15 protein-coding genes are annotated in these 16,954 nt (G+C 60.7%); 13 read left to right on the top strand and 2 right to left on the bottom strand.

Features of this window, described 5'->3' with window-relative positions; all coding sequences use genetic code 11:
- Positions 1-17: 17 nt before the first annotated feature.
- Positions 18-473 carry a DIP1984 family protein gene (locus CAQUA_RS01165; protein WP_196824871.1) on the top strand — a complete coding sequence of 152 codons (456 nt, stop codon included), beginning with the start codon at positions 18-20 and terminating at the stop codon, positions 471-473.
- 667 nt (positions 474-1,140) lie between these two features.
- Here the strand turns inward: CAQUA_RS01165 and lpdA are convergent.
- Entirely contained in the window at positions 1,141-2,553 is a 1,413-nt protein-coding gene (lpdA, locus tag CAQUA_RS01160; protein ID WP_196824872.1) for a dihydrolipoyl dehydrogenase, read from the bottom strand.
- A gap of 395 nt (positions 2,554-2,948) precedes the next feature.
- On the opposite strand from lpdA, the gene CAQUA_RS01155 reads away from it, so the two are divergent.
- The 12 genes from CAQUA_RS01155 to CAQUA_RS01100 all read left to right on the top strand — a co-directional run bounded on the left by CAQUA_RS01155 (position 2,949) and on the right by CAQUA_RS01100 (position 15,920).
- Positions 2,949-4,154 carry an alpha/beta hydrolase gene (locus CAQUA_RS01155; RefSeq protein WP_196824873.1) on the top strand — a complete coding sequence of 402 codons (1,206 nt, stop codon included), beginning with the start codon at positions 2,949-2,951 and terminating at the stop codon, positions 4,152-4,154.
- A gap of 22 nt (positions 4,155-4,176) precedes the next feature.
- On the top strand, positions 4,177-5,514 hold the full coding sequence (locus tag CAQUA_RS01150; RefSeq protein ID WP_196824874.1) for a M1 family metallopeptidase: 1,338 nt from the start codon (positions 4,177-4,179) through the stop codon (positions 5,512-5,514).
- A 5-nt stretch (positions 5,515-5,519) separates the two neighbouring features.
- Complete coding sequence (locus CAQUA_RS01145) at positions 5,520-6,806, top strand: hypothetical protein (protein ID WP_196824875.1); 1,287 nt, start codon at positions 5,520-5,522, stop codon at positions 6,804-6,806.
- Positions 6,807-6,919: 113 nt separating this feature from the next.
- On the top strand, positions 6,920-7,894 hold the full coding sequence (rfbB, locus tag CAQUA_RS01140) for a dTDP-glucose 4,6-dehydratase (protein WP_196824876.1): 975 nt from the start codon (positions 6,920-6,922) through the stop codon (positions 7,892-7,894).
- Positions 7,895-7,970: 76 nt separating this feature from the next.
- The gene (locus CAQUA_RS01135) at positions 7,971-8,915 is read left to right on the top strand and encodes a hypothetical protein (protein ID WP_196824877.1); all 945 of its coding nucleotides are present in this window, start codon (positions 7,971-7,973) and stop codon (positions 8,913-8,915) included.
- Positions 8,912-10,270, top strand: coding sequence for a sugar nucleotide-binding protein (locus CAQUA_RS01130; RefSeq protein WP_196824878.1), 1,359 nt, complete (start codon positions 8,912-8,914; stop codon positions 10,268-10,270). The genes CAQUA_RS01135 and CAQUA_RS01130 overlap by 4 nt, the downstream gene beginning before the upstream one ends.
- Positions 10,271-10,471: 201 nt before the next feature.
- Positions 10,472-12,103, top strand: coding sequence for an HNH endonuclease signature motif containing protein (locus CAQUA_RS01125; protein ID WP_196824879.1), 1,632 nt, complete (start codon positions 10,472-10,474; stop codon positions 12,101-12,103).
- Positions 12,104-12,190: 87 nt separating this feature from the next.
- The gene (gene rfbA, locus CAQUA_RS01120; RefSeq protein WP_196824880.1) at positions 12,191-13,054 is read left to right on the top strand and encodes a glucose-1-phosphate thymidylyltransferase RfbA; all 864 of its coding nucleotides are present in this window, start codon (positions 12,191-12,193) and stop codon (positions 13,052-13,054) included.
- A 40-nt stretch (positions 13,055-13,094) separates the two neighbouring features.
- The gene (locus CAQUA_RS01115; RefSeq protein ID WP_196824881.1) at positions 13,095-13,961 is read left to right on the top strand and encodes a glycosyltransferase; all 867 of its coding nucleotides are present in this window, start codon (positions 13,095-13,097) and stop codon (positions 13,959-13,961) included.
- 53 nt (positions 13,962-14,014) lie between these two features.
- A complete protein-coding gene (ppgS, locus tag CAQUA_RS01110; RefSeq protein ID WP_196824882.1) occupies positions 14,015-14,725 on the top strand; it encodes a polyprenyl-phospho-N-acetylgalactosaminyl synthase PpgS in 711 nt (236 codons plus the stop codon).
- Positions 14,722-15,096 carry a DUF2304 domain-containing protein gene (locus tag CAQUA_RS01105; RefSeq protein ID WP_196824883.1) on the top strand — a complete coding sequence of 125 codons (375 nt, stop codon included), beginning with the start codon at positions 14,722-14,724 and terminating at the stop codon, positions 15,094-15,096. Before ppgS ends, CAQUA_RS01105 begins: the two co-directional genes overlap by 4 nt.
- On the top strand, positions 15,093-15,920 hold the full coding sequence (locus tag CAQUA_RS01100) for a DsbA family protein (protein ID WP_290178514.1): 828 nt from the start codon (positions 15,093-15,095) through the stop codon (positions 15,918-15,920). The genes CAQUA_RS01105 and CAQUA_RS01100 overlap by 4 nt, the downstream gene beginning before the upstream one ends.
- An 18-nt stretch (positions 15,921-15,938) precedes the next feature.
- On the opposite strand, the gene CAQUA_RS01095 is transcribed toward CAQUA_RS01100, so the two are convergent.
- Positions 15,939-16,769: a GDSL-type esterase/lipase family protein gene (locus tag CAQUA_RS01095; protein ID WP_196824884.1), complete on the bottom strand. Its 831-nt coding sequence runs from the start codon at positions 16,767-16,769 to the stop codon at positions 15,939-15,941.
- Positions 16,770-16,954: the final 185 nt, after the last annotated feature.

Genomic DNA, 16,954 nt, shown 5'->3' with positions numbered 1-16,954 from the left:
TCACACGAGGTGATCACATGTTGTTAGCAGAAGCACTCGCCCAGCGCGCAGAGGCCCAGGACCGGTTGAACCAAGTCACCGAACGCCTACACCGGGTCGCGCGTATTCAAGAAGGCGACCAGCCTGATGAGGATCCGACGAAGCTCCTCACCGAAGCCGACGCCTTGATGCAGCAAATCGAAGACCTGGTGCGCCACATCAACGCAACCAACTCTGCCACGCCATTCGACGAGACCCACTCGCTTACGAGTGCCCTTGCTCTCCGTGATTCACTCCTGCGCAAGCGGCGCTTCTACACCGGCCTCGCCGACGCCGCCGGCGCCCGCCAGGACCGCTACAGCCGCGCAGAGATCCGCTACGTCTCCACCCTGGACGTCGCTGCCCTACGTTCGCGCGCCGATGACTTTGCCAAACAGTTCCGCGCCATCGACACCCGTATCCAGCAGCTCAACTGGAACACCGAGCTGCTCTAACCTTCCCCCCAAAAAACCAACCCCTGCCAGACCCGACTCACCCCATACCCGAGCCCAAATGCTCGTCTTAGCCGCCCGACTTCCAAATGCTCGTTTTCAAAAGCTCGTTTTACGGGATAGCAAATAGCACAAATGCTCGTTATACAGGTAATTTGCACCTCCAACTCGGAGCCAAAACGAGCATTTGTCCTGAGGCGAGAATTTAAAACTCTCTCGCTGGCCTGAAGCGACCATTCGGACCCAAACAAGAGGCAGGTCTTTTCAGTGGGTGTGAAGCGTCAGGTTCTGAAGTCGTAGATCCGCGGGTTTAGCGGGGCGAGTACGGAAAGCGTAGATCCGTTCGGGTTTTGGCTTGTAAAACCCCAGGTCGCTAATCCCCATTTCCCGAACGGATCTACAGTGTCTGGGCGGCAGGCCGGGTTTGGGCTGGGGTGTTGGCTTAGCGGTGGCCAGGGTGGGCCCGTTGGGCTGGGGTTTAGCTTGACGGGCCGGGTCAGGCTAGGGGGTTGGTGCGCTAGGGGGTTGGTGCGCTGGGGGTAAAACGAATCCACCCCGCTGCCGGGGAGGAGCGGGGTGGATGGAGCTTTACGGATGGGCGCTTAAGGGCGAGGCGCCCAAAGGGGTGCTTGGGGGGCTGTTTGGAGGGGCCCCGTCGTTAAGCGTGGGGCTAAAGGTTGATCATGTGGCCCTCGACGCCGTGGGCGACTTCCTTGAGGACCTCGGACAACGTCGGGTGGATGTGGACGTTGCGGGCGATCTCGCCGGCAGTGAGGTCGAAGCGCTGCGCCAGGGTCAGCTCCGGCAGGAGTTCGGAGACGTGCGGGCCAACCAGGTGGGCACCGATGAGTTCACCGAACTCACCGTCAGCAACGAGCTTGGCAAAACCGGTGGCCTCCGCCAGACCGACTGCCTTGCCGTTTGCGGAGAACGGGAAGACGGCAACCTTGATGTCGCGGTCAGCGAACTTCTCACGAGCCTGCTCCTCGGTGTAGCCGAAGGAGGCAACCTGCGGGTTGCAGAACGTCGCGCGCGGCATCATCATGTAGTCGCCCAGCTCCTGGGTCTCCGCGCCGGCGATGGTCTCAGCTGCGACAATGCCCTGTGCCTCAGCTACGTGCGCCAGCTGGAGCTTCGCGGTTACGTCACCGATGGCGTAGATGCCGTCGACGTTGGTGCGCATCCGATCGTCGATAGCAATGGCCCCGCGATCCGTGAGCTCAACGCCCGTGTTCTCCAAGCCGAAGCCCTCAACGCGCGGGGCGAAGCCCACGGAGATCATGACGCGATCAACGGTAAGCGTCTCGGTCTTGTCCGTGCCATTCTTTTGAATGTCCACCTCAACGGAAGAACCGTTGTCGCGCACCGCGGTGGTGGCGTGACCGGTCAGCAGCTTCACGCCCAGCTTCTTGTACGCGCGGGCGATCTCCTTGGAGACATCCTTGTCCTCATTCGGCAGGACGCGATCCATGTACTCGACGACGGTGATGTCCACGCCGTAGTTGGACAAAACGTAGGCGAACTCCATGCCGATTGCGCCCGCACCGACGATGACCATCTTCTGCGGGGCCTGCGGGTTGAGGATCTGCTCCTCGTAGCTCACCACGTTCTCGGAGTACTCCACGCCCTTCAGGCCGCGGACCACAGAACCGGTCGCGATAATGCAGTTATCAAAGGTCACCGTGGTGCCAGCGTCATCGCCCTCGGTGATCTCCAGTGTCTTTGCGTCCTTGAAGGAGCCGAGACCGTTGATCTCCGTGATCTTGTTCTTCTTCATCAGGTAGTGGACGCCGCCGACGATCTTCTCGGAGACCTTGCGTGAACGCGCGTGCGCATCCGCGTAATCAAACTCCACGTCACCCTTGATGCCAAAGGTCTTCGCTTCCTTGGTGAAGATGTGGGCAACCTCAGCGTTCTTAATCAACGCCTTGGAGGGAATACAACCCACGTTGAGGCACACGCCGCCCCAGTATTTCTTCTCCACGACGGCAACTTTTTTGCCAAGCTGCGCCGCGCGAATGGCGGCAACATAACCGCCGGGACCTGCACCGAGTACTACTACGTCAAAATGTTTATCAGCCACGCACCCAAGGATACGCAGGTTTGTTAGAACATGCCGAGGCCCAAAGCGATCGTCGACGAGGTCGACGACATACCGTGGGCCATCATTCCAAGAAACTCGTTGAATTGGACGATGAGCTGCTCCAAGGGGGTCATGAGAATCCTTTACTCGGGTTTGTAGGGGTGTTTTGTAGGGGTGTATAGCGATTAGTTTTCAGATAGCGCCTCGTGTCACTAACCAACGCCACACTAGTAACACCAGTATACTTGCGCAACAGGAAGCTTACGTTGGGGAACTGCTCCCCAGCGGGTAGCTTTATATAGGTATCGCCAGGTAACGTTTAACCGTTACCAAGCGAATTATGTTGTGGTCCATCAAACTGATACCCCGAAGCACAGAAGCATAAGGACGGATCCATGAAGCTCTCCCGGAAGGTCGTCGCCACCGTCTCAGCGCTAGCGCTGACATTGGGCGTTGCCACTGCAACGCAGGCTGAAGCTGTGGACACACAGACCGCAAAGACTATTTCGCCAGACGAAAACCTCTGGGGCAAGCTCCGGCCCATCACTAAAGATGATGCGCGAAACGTGGTAAGAAAGACGGAACCCGAAGCGTGGTACTCCTTAATCGACGGTAATAAAGTGAAGGCTTTCAACGTCTTCTCCCCATCCATGGGCCGCGAAATTCCCGTTGCAGTGATCCCGGCGAAGGATGCCAACGGTAAACCCGTACAGGGCGCGCCGATCATTTACCTTCTCAACGGCGCTGGGGGCGCTGAGCAAGGCAATGACTGGCTGACCTACGCGAAAACCCAGCAATACTTTGAAAAGCAGGGAGTAAATGTAGTTATCCCGATGGAAGGTGCGTTCTCCTACTACGCGGACTGGGCAACAACGCCGAAGGTGAATGGACCTGACCAGTACTACCGCGGCCCACAGAAGTGGGAGACGTTCCTAGCCAAGGAACTTCCGGGCCCGATCGAGCGAGAACTGGGTGCAGATTCCCGTCGCGCAATCGTGGGCTTCTCCATGTCCGGCACCCCGGCGCTGGTCATTCCTTCGCACTACCCCGGTTTCTACACGGCAGCTGCGTCCTTCTCCGGCTGCGCTGCTACGTCCTCCCCTGCTGCGAACTTCTTTGCCCGACTCACGGTGAACCGCGGCAGCGGCACCCCAGAGGAAATGTGGGGCCCTGCCGGCGGGGAGTACAACCGCTACAACGATGCTCTGGTGAACGCCGAGAAGCTCAGGGACACCAAGCTGTACATCTCTGGTGCATCTGGTCTTGCTGCAGAGACCGATATGCCCGGTTACTTGAAGTCTAAGATCGACAAAAACGACCAGAACAGGGCTACGAAGGAACTGGCGGCTTCCGCCGGTGCAGCTACCCTCATCGTCGAAGGTGGCGTGATTGAGGCCGCGATCAACTCCTGCAACCATGACTTCAAGGCCAAGATGGACCGCATCAACGGCAGCCAGAACGTCAATTACAAGCTGCGCAACGCGGGTACGCACTCGTGGCCGCAGTGGCGCGAGGACTACAAGTTGTCCTGGGAAGAAACCATCGCTCCAGCTTTCGGTATGAAAGCTAACCCGTCGGTCCACGTGGACCGCGGAGCCTAACCACAAGGGCTTAACTTCACCAGTGAGCAATCTCCGACTACGCTCCACCCCCATCCCCGGTACGCGCGACGGGTACACGGGGGTGGATTTCAATTTAGGGTTCCACGTAGCACGCTACCGCCTGGACCTGCGGTATAAGGTGGCGCCGAATCGGCTGGAGGGCGTCGCTAAGCTTGAATGCTCTGCGTGGCGCGATCTCCCGCACATGACGCTGGACCTTGAGCCGAACATGGTGGCGCGCCGCGTGACCGCGAGCGGCCGCGGGGACATCACCGTGAAACGCTTCAAGCAGTCGGGCGGCAAGCTCCGCATCACTTTTTCGGAGCCCGTGCTTGTCGACGAAGAGTTTGAGCTGACCATCGTTTATGCCGGTAATCCGCGCCCGAGGCGTACCCGATGGGGGACGATTGGGTGGGAGGAACTGACCAACGGGTCGCTGGTGGCCAGCCAACCGAATGGTGCGCCCACGTGGTTCCCCTGCGATGACACGCCGGATGAAAAAGCGCGGTATGAAATCACGATCGAGACCGATCAGCCCTACACGGTGATCGCCAACGGGGCGCTCACCGAGCATGTGGGCAACCGCTGGACTTTCACCGCGGGCCCGATGGCGACGTACCTCGCTACGGTACAGATCGGCGAATACACCCGCCGCGAGCTTGGACGCAATACATCCGTGTGGCTTCCCGCGGGGGTTGAGGTCGGGGATTTTGTTCTCCAGCAGGAGATGCTGGACTTTTTTGAAGAGACGTTTGGCCCGTACCCGTTCCCTGACTACCAAGCGGTGGTCACCGAAGATCCTTTGGAAATTCCGCTTGAAGCTCAAGGCCTGTCGATCTTCGGCCGCAACCATGTGCGGCGCAACGAGAGACTGATTGCCCACGAGCTCGCCCACCAGTGGTTTGGTAACTCGTTGGGCGTGGCGCAGTGGGACGATATCTGGTTGAACGAGGGATTTGCCTGCTACTCCGAATGGCTCTGGGCGGCACACCGCAACGCCACGACGGGCGCGGGCGTACCTATCGAGGAAAGCATCCGCCTGCACTACAACGCGTTGGCTCTCAAACCGCAGGACATCATCGTGGGCAACCCTGGGCCGCGGCTCATGTTTGATGACCGGGTGTATAAGCGCGGAGCACTGACACTGCATGCCCTGCGCACTCTGATCGGCGACGAAGCGTTCTTCACCGCCGTGCGAGACTACGTTACGCGCGGTGCACACAGCGTGGTTGAGCCGATCGACCTGCGCAACGCATTGAAGTCCTTCGCCCCTGACCGCGCCGCGGATATCGACGCGACGCTAGAGGCCTGGCTCCACCGACCTGAATTGCCGCCCCTGCACCCGGTTCGGGGCCGCTAAATCCGATGCGCGCTCTGTCCATAGCCACCCTCTTCGCGGCGGCCTCCGGCTTCATCGTGCTGTGGGTGGCCTCATGGTCCCTCGACCCGGACACACAGTTGCGTTTCTTCCAGGCCTACTGGGCGCTGTTCTTCGCATCCGCAGGGTTCATCGATGGCATCACGCAGGAAACAACGCGTGCTGTCGCGGCCGCGGCCGGTCCTGACGCTGCCGGTTCTTCCGGCAACGGCGCAACGCCGCCCCATCGTTTGGGGTTAAAACGCGCGGACGCGTGGCAAGTCGGTGCCGCTCTAGCCCTGGTCGTCGCCGTGGTGGCGCTAGTTGCGTCAATGTTCTGGATGCCGGGTACGGTCCCGCCCTCGCCTGAGCTGGCCACGGGATTATTCGTGTTCGGTCTGGTCAGCTACGTGTTCCAGGCGGTTCTGTCCGGGATATTGAGCGGGACTCGATTATGGGACCAGTACGCCGGGTTAGTGGCATTGGACTCCGGTATCCGATTGGTACTAGCTGCCTTGGCGTGGTGGCTCGGCTGGGGCTTGCCGGCCTTTCTACTCATCACGGTGATCGGGGCGCTCAGCTGGGTTGTCATTCTTGGTCTATCTACTCACGCGCGTAGCCGGATCCGCGCGGCCGTAGATGTTGGACGCACCGAATTCACCCGCCGCGTCCTGTCCGCGATCGTCGCATCCGGCGCATCGGCGGCCTTGATCACGGGATTCCCGTTCGTCCTTAATGCTGCTTTTCCTGCGGACGCTCCGGCAACAGAGATGTCGTCCGCACCACCAATTGCCGCGGCGAGCCTGGTGGCGGCAATCAACCAGGCGGTATTGCTCACGCGGGCGCCGGTATTGGTTCCGCTACAGCGATTCCAATCCGCTCTTGTCGTGCGCTTCGTGGACAATCGCCACCGCATCTATTCTTCATTGATTGCCCCCATCGGGGCGGTGCTTTCCCTCGGTGCCGTTGGCTTTGTCGCGGCATGGCTGGTCGGGCCATGGATCCTGCGCGCGCTCTTCCCGCCGGAGTTGTTTGTGGACGGCCTTACTCTTGGCCTTCTCACCTTCGCCTCGGCCGTGATGGGCGCGCTGATCATCACTGGTACTGCCGTTCTCGCTTCCGAGCGACACGGGTGGTACGTGGCCGGCTGGGTTGTGGCGTCGATAAGCGCCTTTGCTCTGCTTTTTATCCTCGCGCGCGCTGGCTTTGGGGTGGCGGAAGCGGTGATTCTTGCACTGATGGTGGGACCGCTGACCGGCGCGCTCGTTCACATTGGGGGTCTTGCGCGGCGATAGCTTTGTGAAAACGTTTGCAAAAATCCAGTAGTTCAACTGCATAAGAGCAGGTCGCCTCTCGCGAACACGTGTGCAAAATCAAACGTTTTCACAGAACCGATACCATCGAGGCCATGACCATGCTTGTCACAGGCGGCGCTGGCTTCATTGGCGCGAATTTTGTTCGGATGGTGTTGGAGAGGGATCCTGGCGCGGACGTTATCGTGCTTGATGCGCTGACGTACGCGGGCAATCGGGAGAATCTGGCTGGTCTCGATGTGGAGTTCGTGGAGGGGTCGATCGCGGATGTGGAGGTCGTTGATGCGCTTGCCGCGCGAAGCGATGTGATTGTGAACTTTGCGGCGGAATCCCACAATGACAATTCTTTGCGCGACCCGTCGCCGTTTGTGACGACGAACCTGGTGGGGACGTTTACGCTGCTAGAGGCGGTGCGGCGCCACGGGAACCGGTTCCACCATATTTCCACCGACGAGGTGTTTGGGGACTTGGAGATTGATGATCCGGCGAAGTTCACGGAGGCGACCGCGTACAATCCTTCGTCGCCGTATTCCGCGACGAAGGCTGGGTCAGACCATCTTGTGCGCGCGTGGGTGCGGTCGTTTGGAATCACAGCGACGATCTCAAACTGTTCAAATAATTACGGCCCCTACCAGCACATTGAGAAGTTCATTCCCAGGCAGATCACCAACATTCTGACCGGCCGGCCGGCGAAGCTGTATGGTGACGGCCGCAACGTGCGCGACTGGATCCACGTTGATGACCACAACGATGCGGTGCTAGCAATTATTGAGCGAGGATCAAAAGGCGAAACCTACAACATCGGCGCCGATGGTGAGGCCTCAAACAAGGAAGTCATTGAGATGATCTGCGAGATCATGGGTGGTGAATACGAGCATGTCGCCGACCGCCCCGGCCACGACTTACGGTACGCGATCGACGCGTCGAAACTGCGCGATGAGCTTGGGTGGTCGCCGGGAAACATCCGGAATCTACGCGAGGGTCTGGAACAGACTATTGAGTGGTACTCAAACAACCGAGACTGGTGGGCACGCGGCAAGGACGCGGTGGAGGCTGGCTACGAGGCGTAGCTTCCCTGCATGCGCCCGGCTTACAGCTTTTACGGTTAGACTCGTTTAACACCAGCTAGAGGGGAAGGTATCTGCAATGAAACGAACACCGAGAATTGCGGCCTTGGCAACGGCGCTGGCCACGTCCGTTACAGGAGCTAACGTTGCCTACGCAGCACAGGTCGGTCCGCGCGAGGGCGATCACTGCGTAATTGAATTCTCCACTGAGGAGCGGACTGCGTACTTGTGGGGCATTCTGCAGGAAGAACGACTGCTGGATAGCGGTCATTCCGCACTCGCGCGAGGCTACGAGGGTGCATTCCCAGGGCTGAAGGCGGTGGGCGATGAGCTCGTCGCTAAGCCAAATGTGCGCGAAATCATCCGTCAGATCGGGCGCACTTCCGGGGCGGACCGGCAGAGATACCTAGACGAGCATTACTACCCGTTCACCGACCGTGCGGAGGAGCTCGGGCTCGACCTCGATGGTCAAGCAGGCTACTACCTTTCGTTACGCCTGTGGGAGGCCCACCCGAATCTGTATACGAACTACTACCCGCCAGTTTCACACGATGAGCTGGCAGAAATGGTCGAGGCTGACCGGAACGCGGAGGGGAAAATCGTCGATCAGCTCCGCGTGGACGCGGGATCGCTGAAGGACGCCCGCACCCAAGCGACGTTGAGCTATGACGACTACCTGGCCGCGACGATCGGCACGCAGGCGCCTGGCCGCGAGGCGCAGTTCGCCGCAGCTTTCAAAAACACGGACTTTGCCAAAGAGGTCTATGAAGCCAACCGCTACCCCTTCGTCACGGGGCTCGCGAAAGCTCAGCTGGCCTGCAAGGACGGTGGATCTAAGAGCATTCGCTTGACGACGAAAGCCGGGGAGCTCCCCACGGACCCACCTGGGGAATCCTCCGCTGAACTGTCCCCGGGAGCGATCGCGGGGATCGTGATTGCGGTACTGGTTGCGGTCATCGCAGCTGTGGCCGTTGCGATTCCTGGGCTATCGCCGTTGATCCAGTCAGTACGCTTAAGAGCATGACTGATTCTGGCATCTCGGGGCTGATTGTTCGGCCGCTGAACGTTCACGGGGACAACCGCGGGTGGTTCAAGGAGAACTGGGCGGGCGAGCCGCCGATGCGGGTCGCGCAGAACAACGTCAGTTTCAATGCCAGCCGCGGGGCGACGCGAGGCATGCACGCGGAGCCGTGGGATAAATACGTCTCTGTGGCCACCGGACGCGTGTGGGGCGCGTGGGTTGACCTGCGCGAAGGCTCCCCCACCTTCGGCGCGACGTTCGGCTGTGAGATCGGTCCCGACACTGCCGTATTCGTTCCCCGCGGGGTAGCCAACGGGTTCCAGGCCCTCGAGGACAACACGACCTATATCTATCTGTGCAGTTCACGGTGGTCGCCGGATGCACAGTACTCATTCAGTTCCTACACGGAGATCGACTGGCCGCTCGAGCCCACGGAGGTATCAGACAAAGACAAAGGGCACCCCTTGCTTATCGACGCTACCCCCGTACCGCCCAGAAAAGTCCTCGTGACCGGGGCTAACGGCCAGCTTGGAAGGGCACTTCAGTCCCTCCCGGGGACCGAACACTGGGATTTTGCGGGGAGGGAGGAATTAGATGTAACGGGGTCCGTCGATAAGCTGCGCGCTTCGCGTGATTGGGGACAGTACAGCGCGATCATTAATGCGGCGGCGTACAACGACGTGAATGGAGCGGAGACTGGGGAGGGGCGCGCGGGGGCGTGGGCGGTCAACGCCGTGGCGCCGGGGAAATTGGCCGCGATTGCGAATGAGTTCGGGCTCACTTTGGTGCACGTGAGCACCGATTTCGTATTCGACGGATCGGTAGAGGTTCACCCGGAATCAGAGGTTCCTTCGCCGTTGTCGGTGTATGGGGCGTCGAAAAGCGCCGGCGAAGCGGCCGCGATGGTCGCCGCACAGCACTTCATCGTGCGGACCTCGTGGGTGTTTGGGGACGGCGCGAACTTCGTTGCGACGATGGCGCGGCTCGCGCGTGGTGGCGTCGATCCGGCCGTGGTGAGGGACCAGCGAGGGCGGCCAACCTGGGCCGATGACCTGGCGAAAGGCATCGTTCACCTCATGGACACGGGCGCGGCATACGGGATCTACAACCTGTCGTCTGGCGGCGATGTTGTCGGGCGCGATGAGCTCACGATGGCCGTGTTCGCAGGCGTTGGCGAGGATCCTGCCCGCGTGCAGCCAGTGACCACGGAAGAGTGGGCGCGGATTAGTGCCGCTAACGGCACGCATGAGGCCGACCGTCCGAAGGAATCAACGTTAGCGCTGGACAAAATCGAGGCAACTGGGTTCACGCCCACGAATTGGCGCGTTGCGCTGGCGTTGTATTTGGCCGATTTATAGCGCTTTTCCTCGCGGCCGCGCCTAGGTCGGATCATGTGTTTTGGTCGAGATTCGAAAGCGTTTTCGCATATATGTTCGAAATTTTGATTTTTTTAGGCTTTGGTGTCGGGGGCGGTTTGTATCGTGATGTCAACGTCTAAATAAAGGGCGCCGAAAAGAACGGAATACGTCTCGCAGATCGGAATCGAAGGGAGGGAGATCATGCGAACACAGACCGATAGTGCAAAGGCGGGCGGTGCGCTGACTGGGGCCGTCGATAAGCTGTGTGATGCGATAGCGGAGATTTCGCGCGTGTTCGCCGACCCCTCTCCCCTGCGATTTACTGATGTGCGCAACGACATGGAGCGGTTGGAGGCCGCGGTGTCGGGGCAGAAGGCGTATGTGGATGCGGCGTTTGCGTATTTGTGCGAACGTGACGGAGCGGGCAAGGTCGTCGGCGCGAATCACGCGGTGGCGTATCTGCGGGACGTTTTGGGGCTGTCCCATGCGGAGGCCATGGGTCGGTTACGACGCGGGGCCGATCTTTTTGAGGAAGTGCCTGAGTTTGATGTGGAGGAGGATTCGCTTTTTGACGATGTGGATCCGGACACACCAAACGCCGCCGAGGAAGCGGCAGCCGCTGCGGCGGCAGCGGAAGAAGCACGCCGTAGGGCTGAGGAGGAGCGCGCCGCGAAAAAGAAGGCCAAAGAGCGCGCGAAGAAGGTCGCTGAGGAGAAACAGAAGATCATCAACCTCGAGCTGATGAAGCTGCGCGATGGCGCAGATCCTGGGCGTGCAACGATCCTGGCTGAAGCGCTCGCCGAGGCCGAGAAGCGTTCCCCAGAAGATCTGCGGAAGTTCGTTCGGCGGCTCGTTCGCGATGCTAATAAGCGCGGCCGGAGGAAGGCCGCGAACAAGCCACAGTCTGATTTCCACGCTCGCAACCTTCACTTCGGGCAGCAGGACGCGGACGGAATGTGCTCGATCACCATCAAGGCACCGGCTGGGGAGGCTGCCATGTTGAAGGCGGCCCTCGATTACGGTCGGGGTGGCGGGCAGAAGCCCGGTGATCCCCACGCGAAGGACACCCGCACCATGGGCCAACGCCACTTCGACCAGCTGATGGGGATCGTGCGGACGTGGTCGAACTCGAAGTCGACTTCCCAAAACGGTGTGGGAACGGTTGTTTTGGGAATTACGCTTGATGATTTGGCCGGGGCGGACCACACCTCCCGGTTTGCAACCAACACTGGCATTGAGGTCTCTGTGTACGACCTCCTGCGGCTGGGGTTTGTTGGCAATGACTTTGTGGCACAGCTGGACACGGTGACCGGCGTGCCACTTTCGCTGGGCCGGACGCGTCTTGCCTCGGTGTACCAGCGCATTGCACTGCTGGCCATGCAGGGAGTATGCGCCTGGCATGGGTGCGACAAGCCGTTTAGCGAGTTAGACATCCACCACATACTGCCCTACCTCGACGGAGGCCCGACAGACATCGACAATCTGGTCGGATTATGTCGCGCCCATCACAGATGTAACAACGACCGAAGAGATGGCACCGGGAACAAGGGATACGTTGACAGAGATCCCGAAACCGGACGGGTCGGCGTTGTTCCCGCCGATGGCGGCCCCATGAGATTCAACGACACCGTGGGTTATCACGATAGTTGCGGACATAAGCTGCGAAAACGTCGCGACCAATCAGGTGGGAATTCCAACCCGCCACCAGATACCGAATCGCCGCCGGATTCGGAACACCGCGATGTGCCGCGCCAGGAACCTTCAACCTCAACCCCCTCGTGCCCGGACCCAGTGTTGTTCCCCGTGCCGGATACCCAGGCTCGCACTGCCTAAGTAGACCCGTGCCCATGGTCTGGCGTGCCTGGGTCTGCCTGGGTCTGCCTGGGTCTGCCTGGGTCCGCCCGGCTACACTTTGTCCCCATGAAGGGCATCATTCTCGCGGGCGGCTCCGGCACGCGCCTGTACCCGATCACGAAGGGCATCTCAAAGCAACTGATGCCGATCTACGACAAGCCCATGATTTACTACCCCCTGACCACCCTGATTAACGCGGGTATTCGGGAGATCCTCATCATCACGACGCCTGAGGACCGCGAAGCGTTCGAGCGCCTGCTTGGAGACGGCTCGGCGCTCGGCCTCATGATCGATTACGCGGTGCAGCCCTCCCCCGACGGTTTGGCGCAGGCCTTCATCATCGGCGAAGACTTTATTGGTAGCGACTCAGTAGCGCTGGTTTTAGGCGACAACATCTTTGACGGGGGCCACCTTAACGCGCTCATGGCCGAGGCCGTTGACCCCGACGGCGGATCGATCTTCGCGTACGAGGTATCCGATCCGCAGCGCTACGGCGTGGTCACGTTTGATGAGGTAGGGACGGCGACATCGATCGTCGAGAAGCCGAGGGAGCCGCAATCCAACTACGCGGTGACGGGGCTGTATTTTTACGACAACGATGTGGTCGACATCGCGAAGACCATCGAACCTTCGGAGCGCGGCGAGCTGGAGATCACCAGCGTGAACGAGGAATACCTCACTCGCGGCAAACTTCAGGTCCACCGCCTGCATCGCGGCGACGTGTGGCTGGACACCGGCACGATCGACTCGATGAGTGAGGCCAGCGCGTACGTCGAAGTGATCCAAAAGCGCACCGGCACGGTGATCGGATCGCCCGAGGTCGCGGCCTTCACACAAGGATTCATCGACGGCGAGGCCCTCAAACGCCTGGCGGAGCCCATGATGAAGTCCGGTTATGGGCGCTACCTGCTCGACGCCGCGCGGGAGTAGAGCCCGCGAGAATTGAACCCGCGAGAAGAGAGCCAAGCCCATGGAAAAGAACTCGACTGGCGCAGGGGATCTGACCCCCGGCGCGGTGACCGTGCTCATGGCCGTCTACCGGGGCACCACCGCTTCGGAGCTGGAAACTGCCTTGAACAGCCTTTATAGCCAGAGCCGGCCGGCGGAGGAGATTCTGGTGGTGAGGGACGGGCCGGTTGAGGGGGGCGTCGATAAGCTTTTGCGCGACGGGCGAGTTGAGACGCTGATGTTGGAGCGCAACCAGGGCTTGGGCAGGGCCTTGGCGCACGGTTTCGCCCGCGTGACGACAGAGTTTGTTGCGCGCCTCGACTCAGACGACGCGGCGACGGCGCAGCGGCTGGAAAAGCAGCTGGAGTTCATGCGCGCGCACCCCGAGATTGCCGTGGTGGGCTCGGCGATGCAGGAGTTCAGTGTTGAAGAGGGCGCTGATGGGGAGGCTGACGGAGACGCGTGGAAGTTGGGCGGGGTGCGGCGGCTGCCGGAGGAACACGCGCAGATTGCACAGTATACGCGGCTCAATTCGCCGATGAATCACCCGTCGGTGATGATGCGCACCGCGGCCGTGCGGGCGGTCGGCGGGTACCGGCCAATGCACAACATGGAGGACTATGACCTGTGGGCGCGGCTCATCGCCGCCGGCCAGCGGCTTCACAACATGCCGGAACCGCTGACCTACTTCCGGGTGAGCGACGCGCAGTTTCGGCGCCGCACCACCCGGGAAACGCGGGCGGCCGAACGAGCCATGCAGGACGCGCTGGTCAGCTACGGACTGATCAGCCGGCCGCGCGCGCGGGTGAACCTGGCCGTGCGGAACCTGTATCGCGCGCTGCCGCTCGGCGTGATGCGGCGGGTGTACGCGCGGCTGTTTCATGCGTGACGCACCCGCTGCCGCGCGCCGATGATGAGCGCGGGTGATTAAAGTAAAGCCTCGTGAACACTAGGCGCGCTTCGGGGGCAGACTTTGCGGACACGTGGCTCATCGTCCCCTGTTATAACGAGGCCACCGTGATCGGCGACGTGCTGGCCAACGCATTGCTCACCTTCCCCAACATCGTGGCTGTCAACGACGGGTCCGCGGACGACTCGGCGGCGCGCATCCACGAAGCCGGCGCGCACCTGGTGAATCATCCGGTCAACCTCGGCCAGGGCGCGGCGATCCAAACGGGCATCGAGTACGCGCGAGCACAGCCCGGTGCGAAGTTCTTTGTCACCTTCGATGCCGACGGGCAGCACCAAGTCAAAGACGTTGTGCGCATGGTTGCGCGGCTGCGGACCGAACCGGTGGATATTGTGGTGGGGACGAGGTTTGGGGAGGCGTCGATAAGCAAAGTGCCCTGGTTGAAGCGCGTGGTGCTGAAGACCGTCGTCTTCTTGTCACCGCGCACGCGGCGGCTGGGGCTTAGCGACGCCCACAATGGCCTCCGCGCGTTCAACCTCACTGTGGCGCGCGGGATGAATATCCGCATGAACGGCATGTCGCACGCCTCCGAGATCGTGCAGATGATTGACCAAAATGGGTGGCGCGTCGCCGAGGAGCCCGTGGATATTTTGTACACGGAGTACTCGATGTCGAAGGGTCAATCGCTGATCAACGGCGTGAACATCATCGCCGACGGGCTGGTGGCAAGGAGGCTCCCGTGATTCAAGTTTTGCTTCTGCTCGCGGCGCTGGCGCTCGCCGGGTACTTCTTTACCAACCGCAAGAAAGCCAATGCAAAAGCGGGCGTCAAGATCGGCTTTGCGCTTCTGGTTGTCGGCGCCGTGTGGGCGATCCTGCGGCCAGACGACCTCACGGTCGTGGCTAACTGGCTCGGCATCGGCCGCGGCACCGACCTGATGCTGTACGTGCTGGTCATCGCGTTCTTCTTCACCACCCTCTCCACATGGGTCCGCTTCCGCGAACAAGAATTGCGGTACGCGCGCCTCGCCCGCGCCGTCGCGCTCAGCAACGCGGTTCCTCCGGGGCCTCCGCTTATCGACGATCCCTCCGCTCCATTAGGGTTGAACGAGTGAGCAACTCAGAGCAACCATCGAAACCGGCGTCCCGCAACGCCGCTGTGGATACGAGCAATGCAGGAACGAACCCATTTAAAAGCCCCCTGGTGTGGGCAACCGTGCTGGTCGTGGGCGTGGGCTCCGCCGTCGGCGGCTACGTCATCGGGTTCCGGGAAGGCGAGGAAAAGGCGACGGCGATACACGCCAGTGCGGCTGGCAGTGCTGATGGGAGTGCTGCTGGGAGCGCTGAGGCCGCGAGGGGCGGCGCGAACGAGGGGCGCTTTGAGGGGATTGCCCGTCGTGAAGCCGGCGATCCCTACGCCTTGGGTGAGGTCGACGCGCCGGTGGTGATTTCGGAGTTCTCGGACTTCGAGTGCCCGTACTGCGCGAAGTATTCGGTGGAGACGGCGCCGGAGATCGTGAAGGAGTACGTGGACAAAGGTGTCGTGCGCATCGAGTTCAACGACTTCCCGGCCCAGGGGCCGAAGTCGCTGACGGGAGCGCGGGCGGGACGCGCCGCGGCCGAACAGGGAAAGTTCTTTGAATTCGCGCAGGCCCTGCATGAGGAGGCGTACGCGCGCGGGGGCCACCCCGACTTTGAGATGGAAGACTACGTGGCCGCGGCGCAGAAGGCGGGGGTGGCCGACCTAGAGAAGTTCAAGGCCGACGCCGCGAGCGATAAGTTCGACGCCGCCATCGACGCAGACCGGAGCAAGGGCATGGCGGCGGGGGTCAACGGAACGCCAGCGTTCGTGATTGGGAACCAGCTGGTCGCGGGAGCGCAGCCGTTCGACGTGTTCAAGGACGCGATCGAGCAGGAACTGGCAAAGGCAGAAAGCTAGCGGAGCTAGCGCGGAAAACTAAGAGCGCGCGATCACATTCGAAATGTGCTCGTGGCCGCGCTGGTTGATGTGGATAGGCATGTGACCAGGGCCGGCGGTCAAGTCGATTAGTCCAGCAAACATCCGGGCGTTATCCGGCGCGCACATGTTGTTAATTCGGGTAGCCGGTTTCAGGTCAACGAACTGAACTCCCGTCGCGCGCGCGAGATCGACTTCCATCCATTGCGCGAGGTTTTCCCATGCCGCGACCTGAGGCATTGGAATGCGATCCGCCAAGTTTGGAATAACGTGGATCGCGCAGATATCGCCGCGGCTCGTGATTGAGGGGTAGCCAATGATCTGGATTCGGGCGTTCGGAGCTGCGCGCCGGATCTGATCGATAGTCGGGCGCAACGCGTTTACAAAGTCACGGCGAACAGCCATGGGGTCACGGCCAGCGTGATTGTAAGTGTCGTTGAATCCAGCCTGGATCAAAACGCGACGCGTATTTTTGTCAAGGGCACGGACGCGAAGTGCGTGGTTGACCTGGTCTTGGAATTTCGGGCCCGGGCTAATCGCAACCGCACCTGAGCATGAGAAATCACGAGGCTGGAGACCTAGCTTGCGTGCAGTGAGGACACCAAAGTTTTCGTTGCTGCGCGGGCACCACCGGTTAGGGTCGGCTTTACCGTTGGGGTGAACGCCGAAACGCGCGCCAGCAACTTCCAACGCGGGGGCATCGTTCATGATTGAGTCACCGAACATCACCATGTTGCCGCGTTGTGCTTCAGCATGTGGCGCAATGGCCATCCCAATAGCAGCAAGGATTGCGGTCACCGCCACTGCTACGCGGCGCGATTTAATGGTCATTTCTCACACTTTCTGCTGGGTTTCTACTGAGTTTGTGCTGGATCTGTTCTGGACGGTTTGTAGCCTAGTCCTCTTTTTCAACATACGCACCTTTGGTAACATGCGTATTGTTTTGAATGCCTCAGAATTTTAGATTGGTTGTGGCGCAACGTTACGCCACACAGTAGCGATATTTCCCCACAAAG

It is taken from the genome of Corynebacterium aquatimens (genome assembly GCF_030408395.1).
GTDB classification, from domain to species: Bacteria; Actinomycetota; Actinomycetes; order Mycobacteriales; family Mycobacteriaceae; genus Corynebacterium; species Corynebacterium aquatimens.
This window is presented reverse-complemented; position numbering and strand designations above follow the sequence as displayed.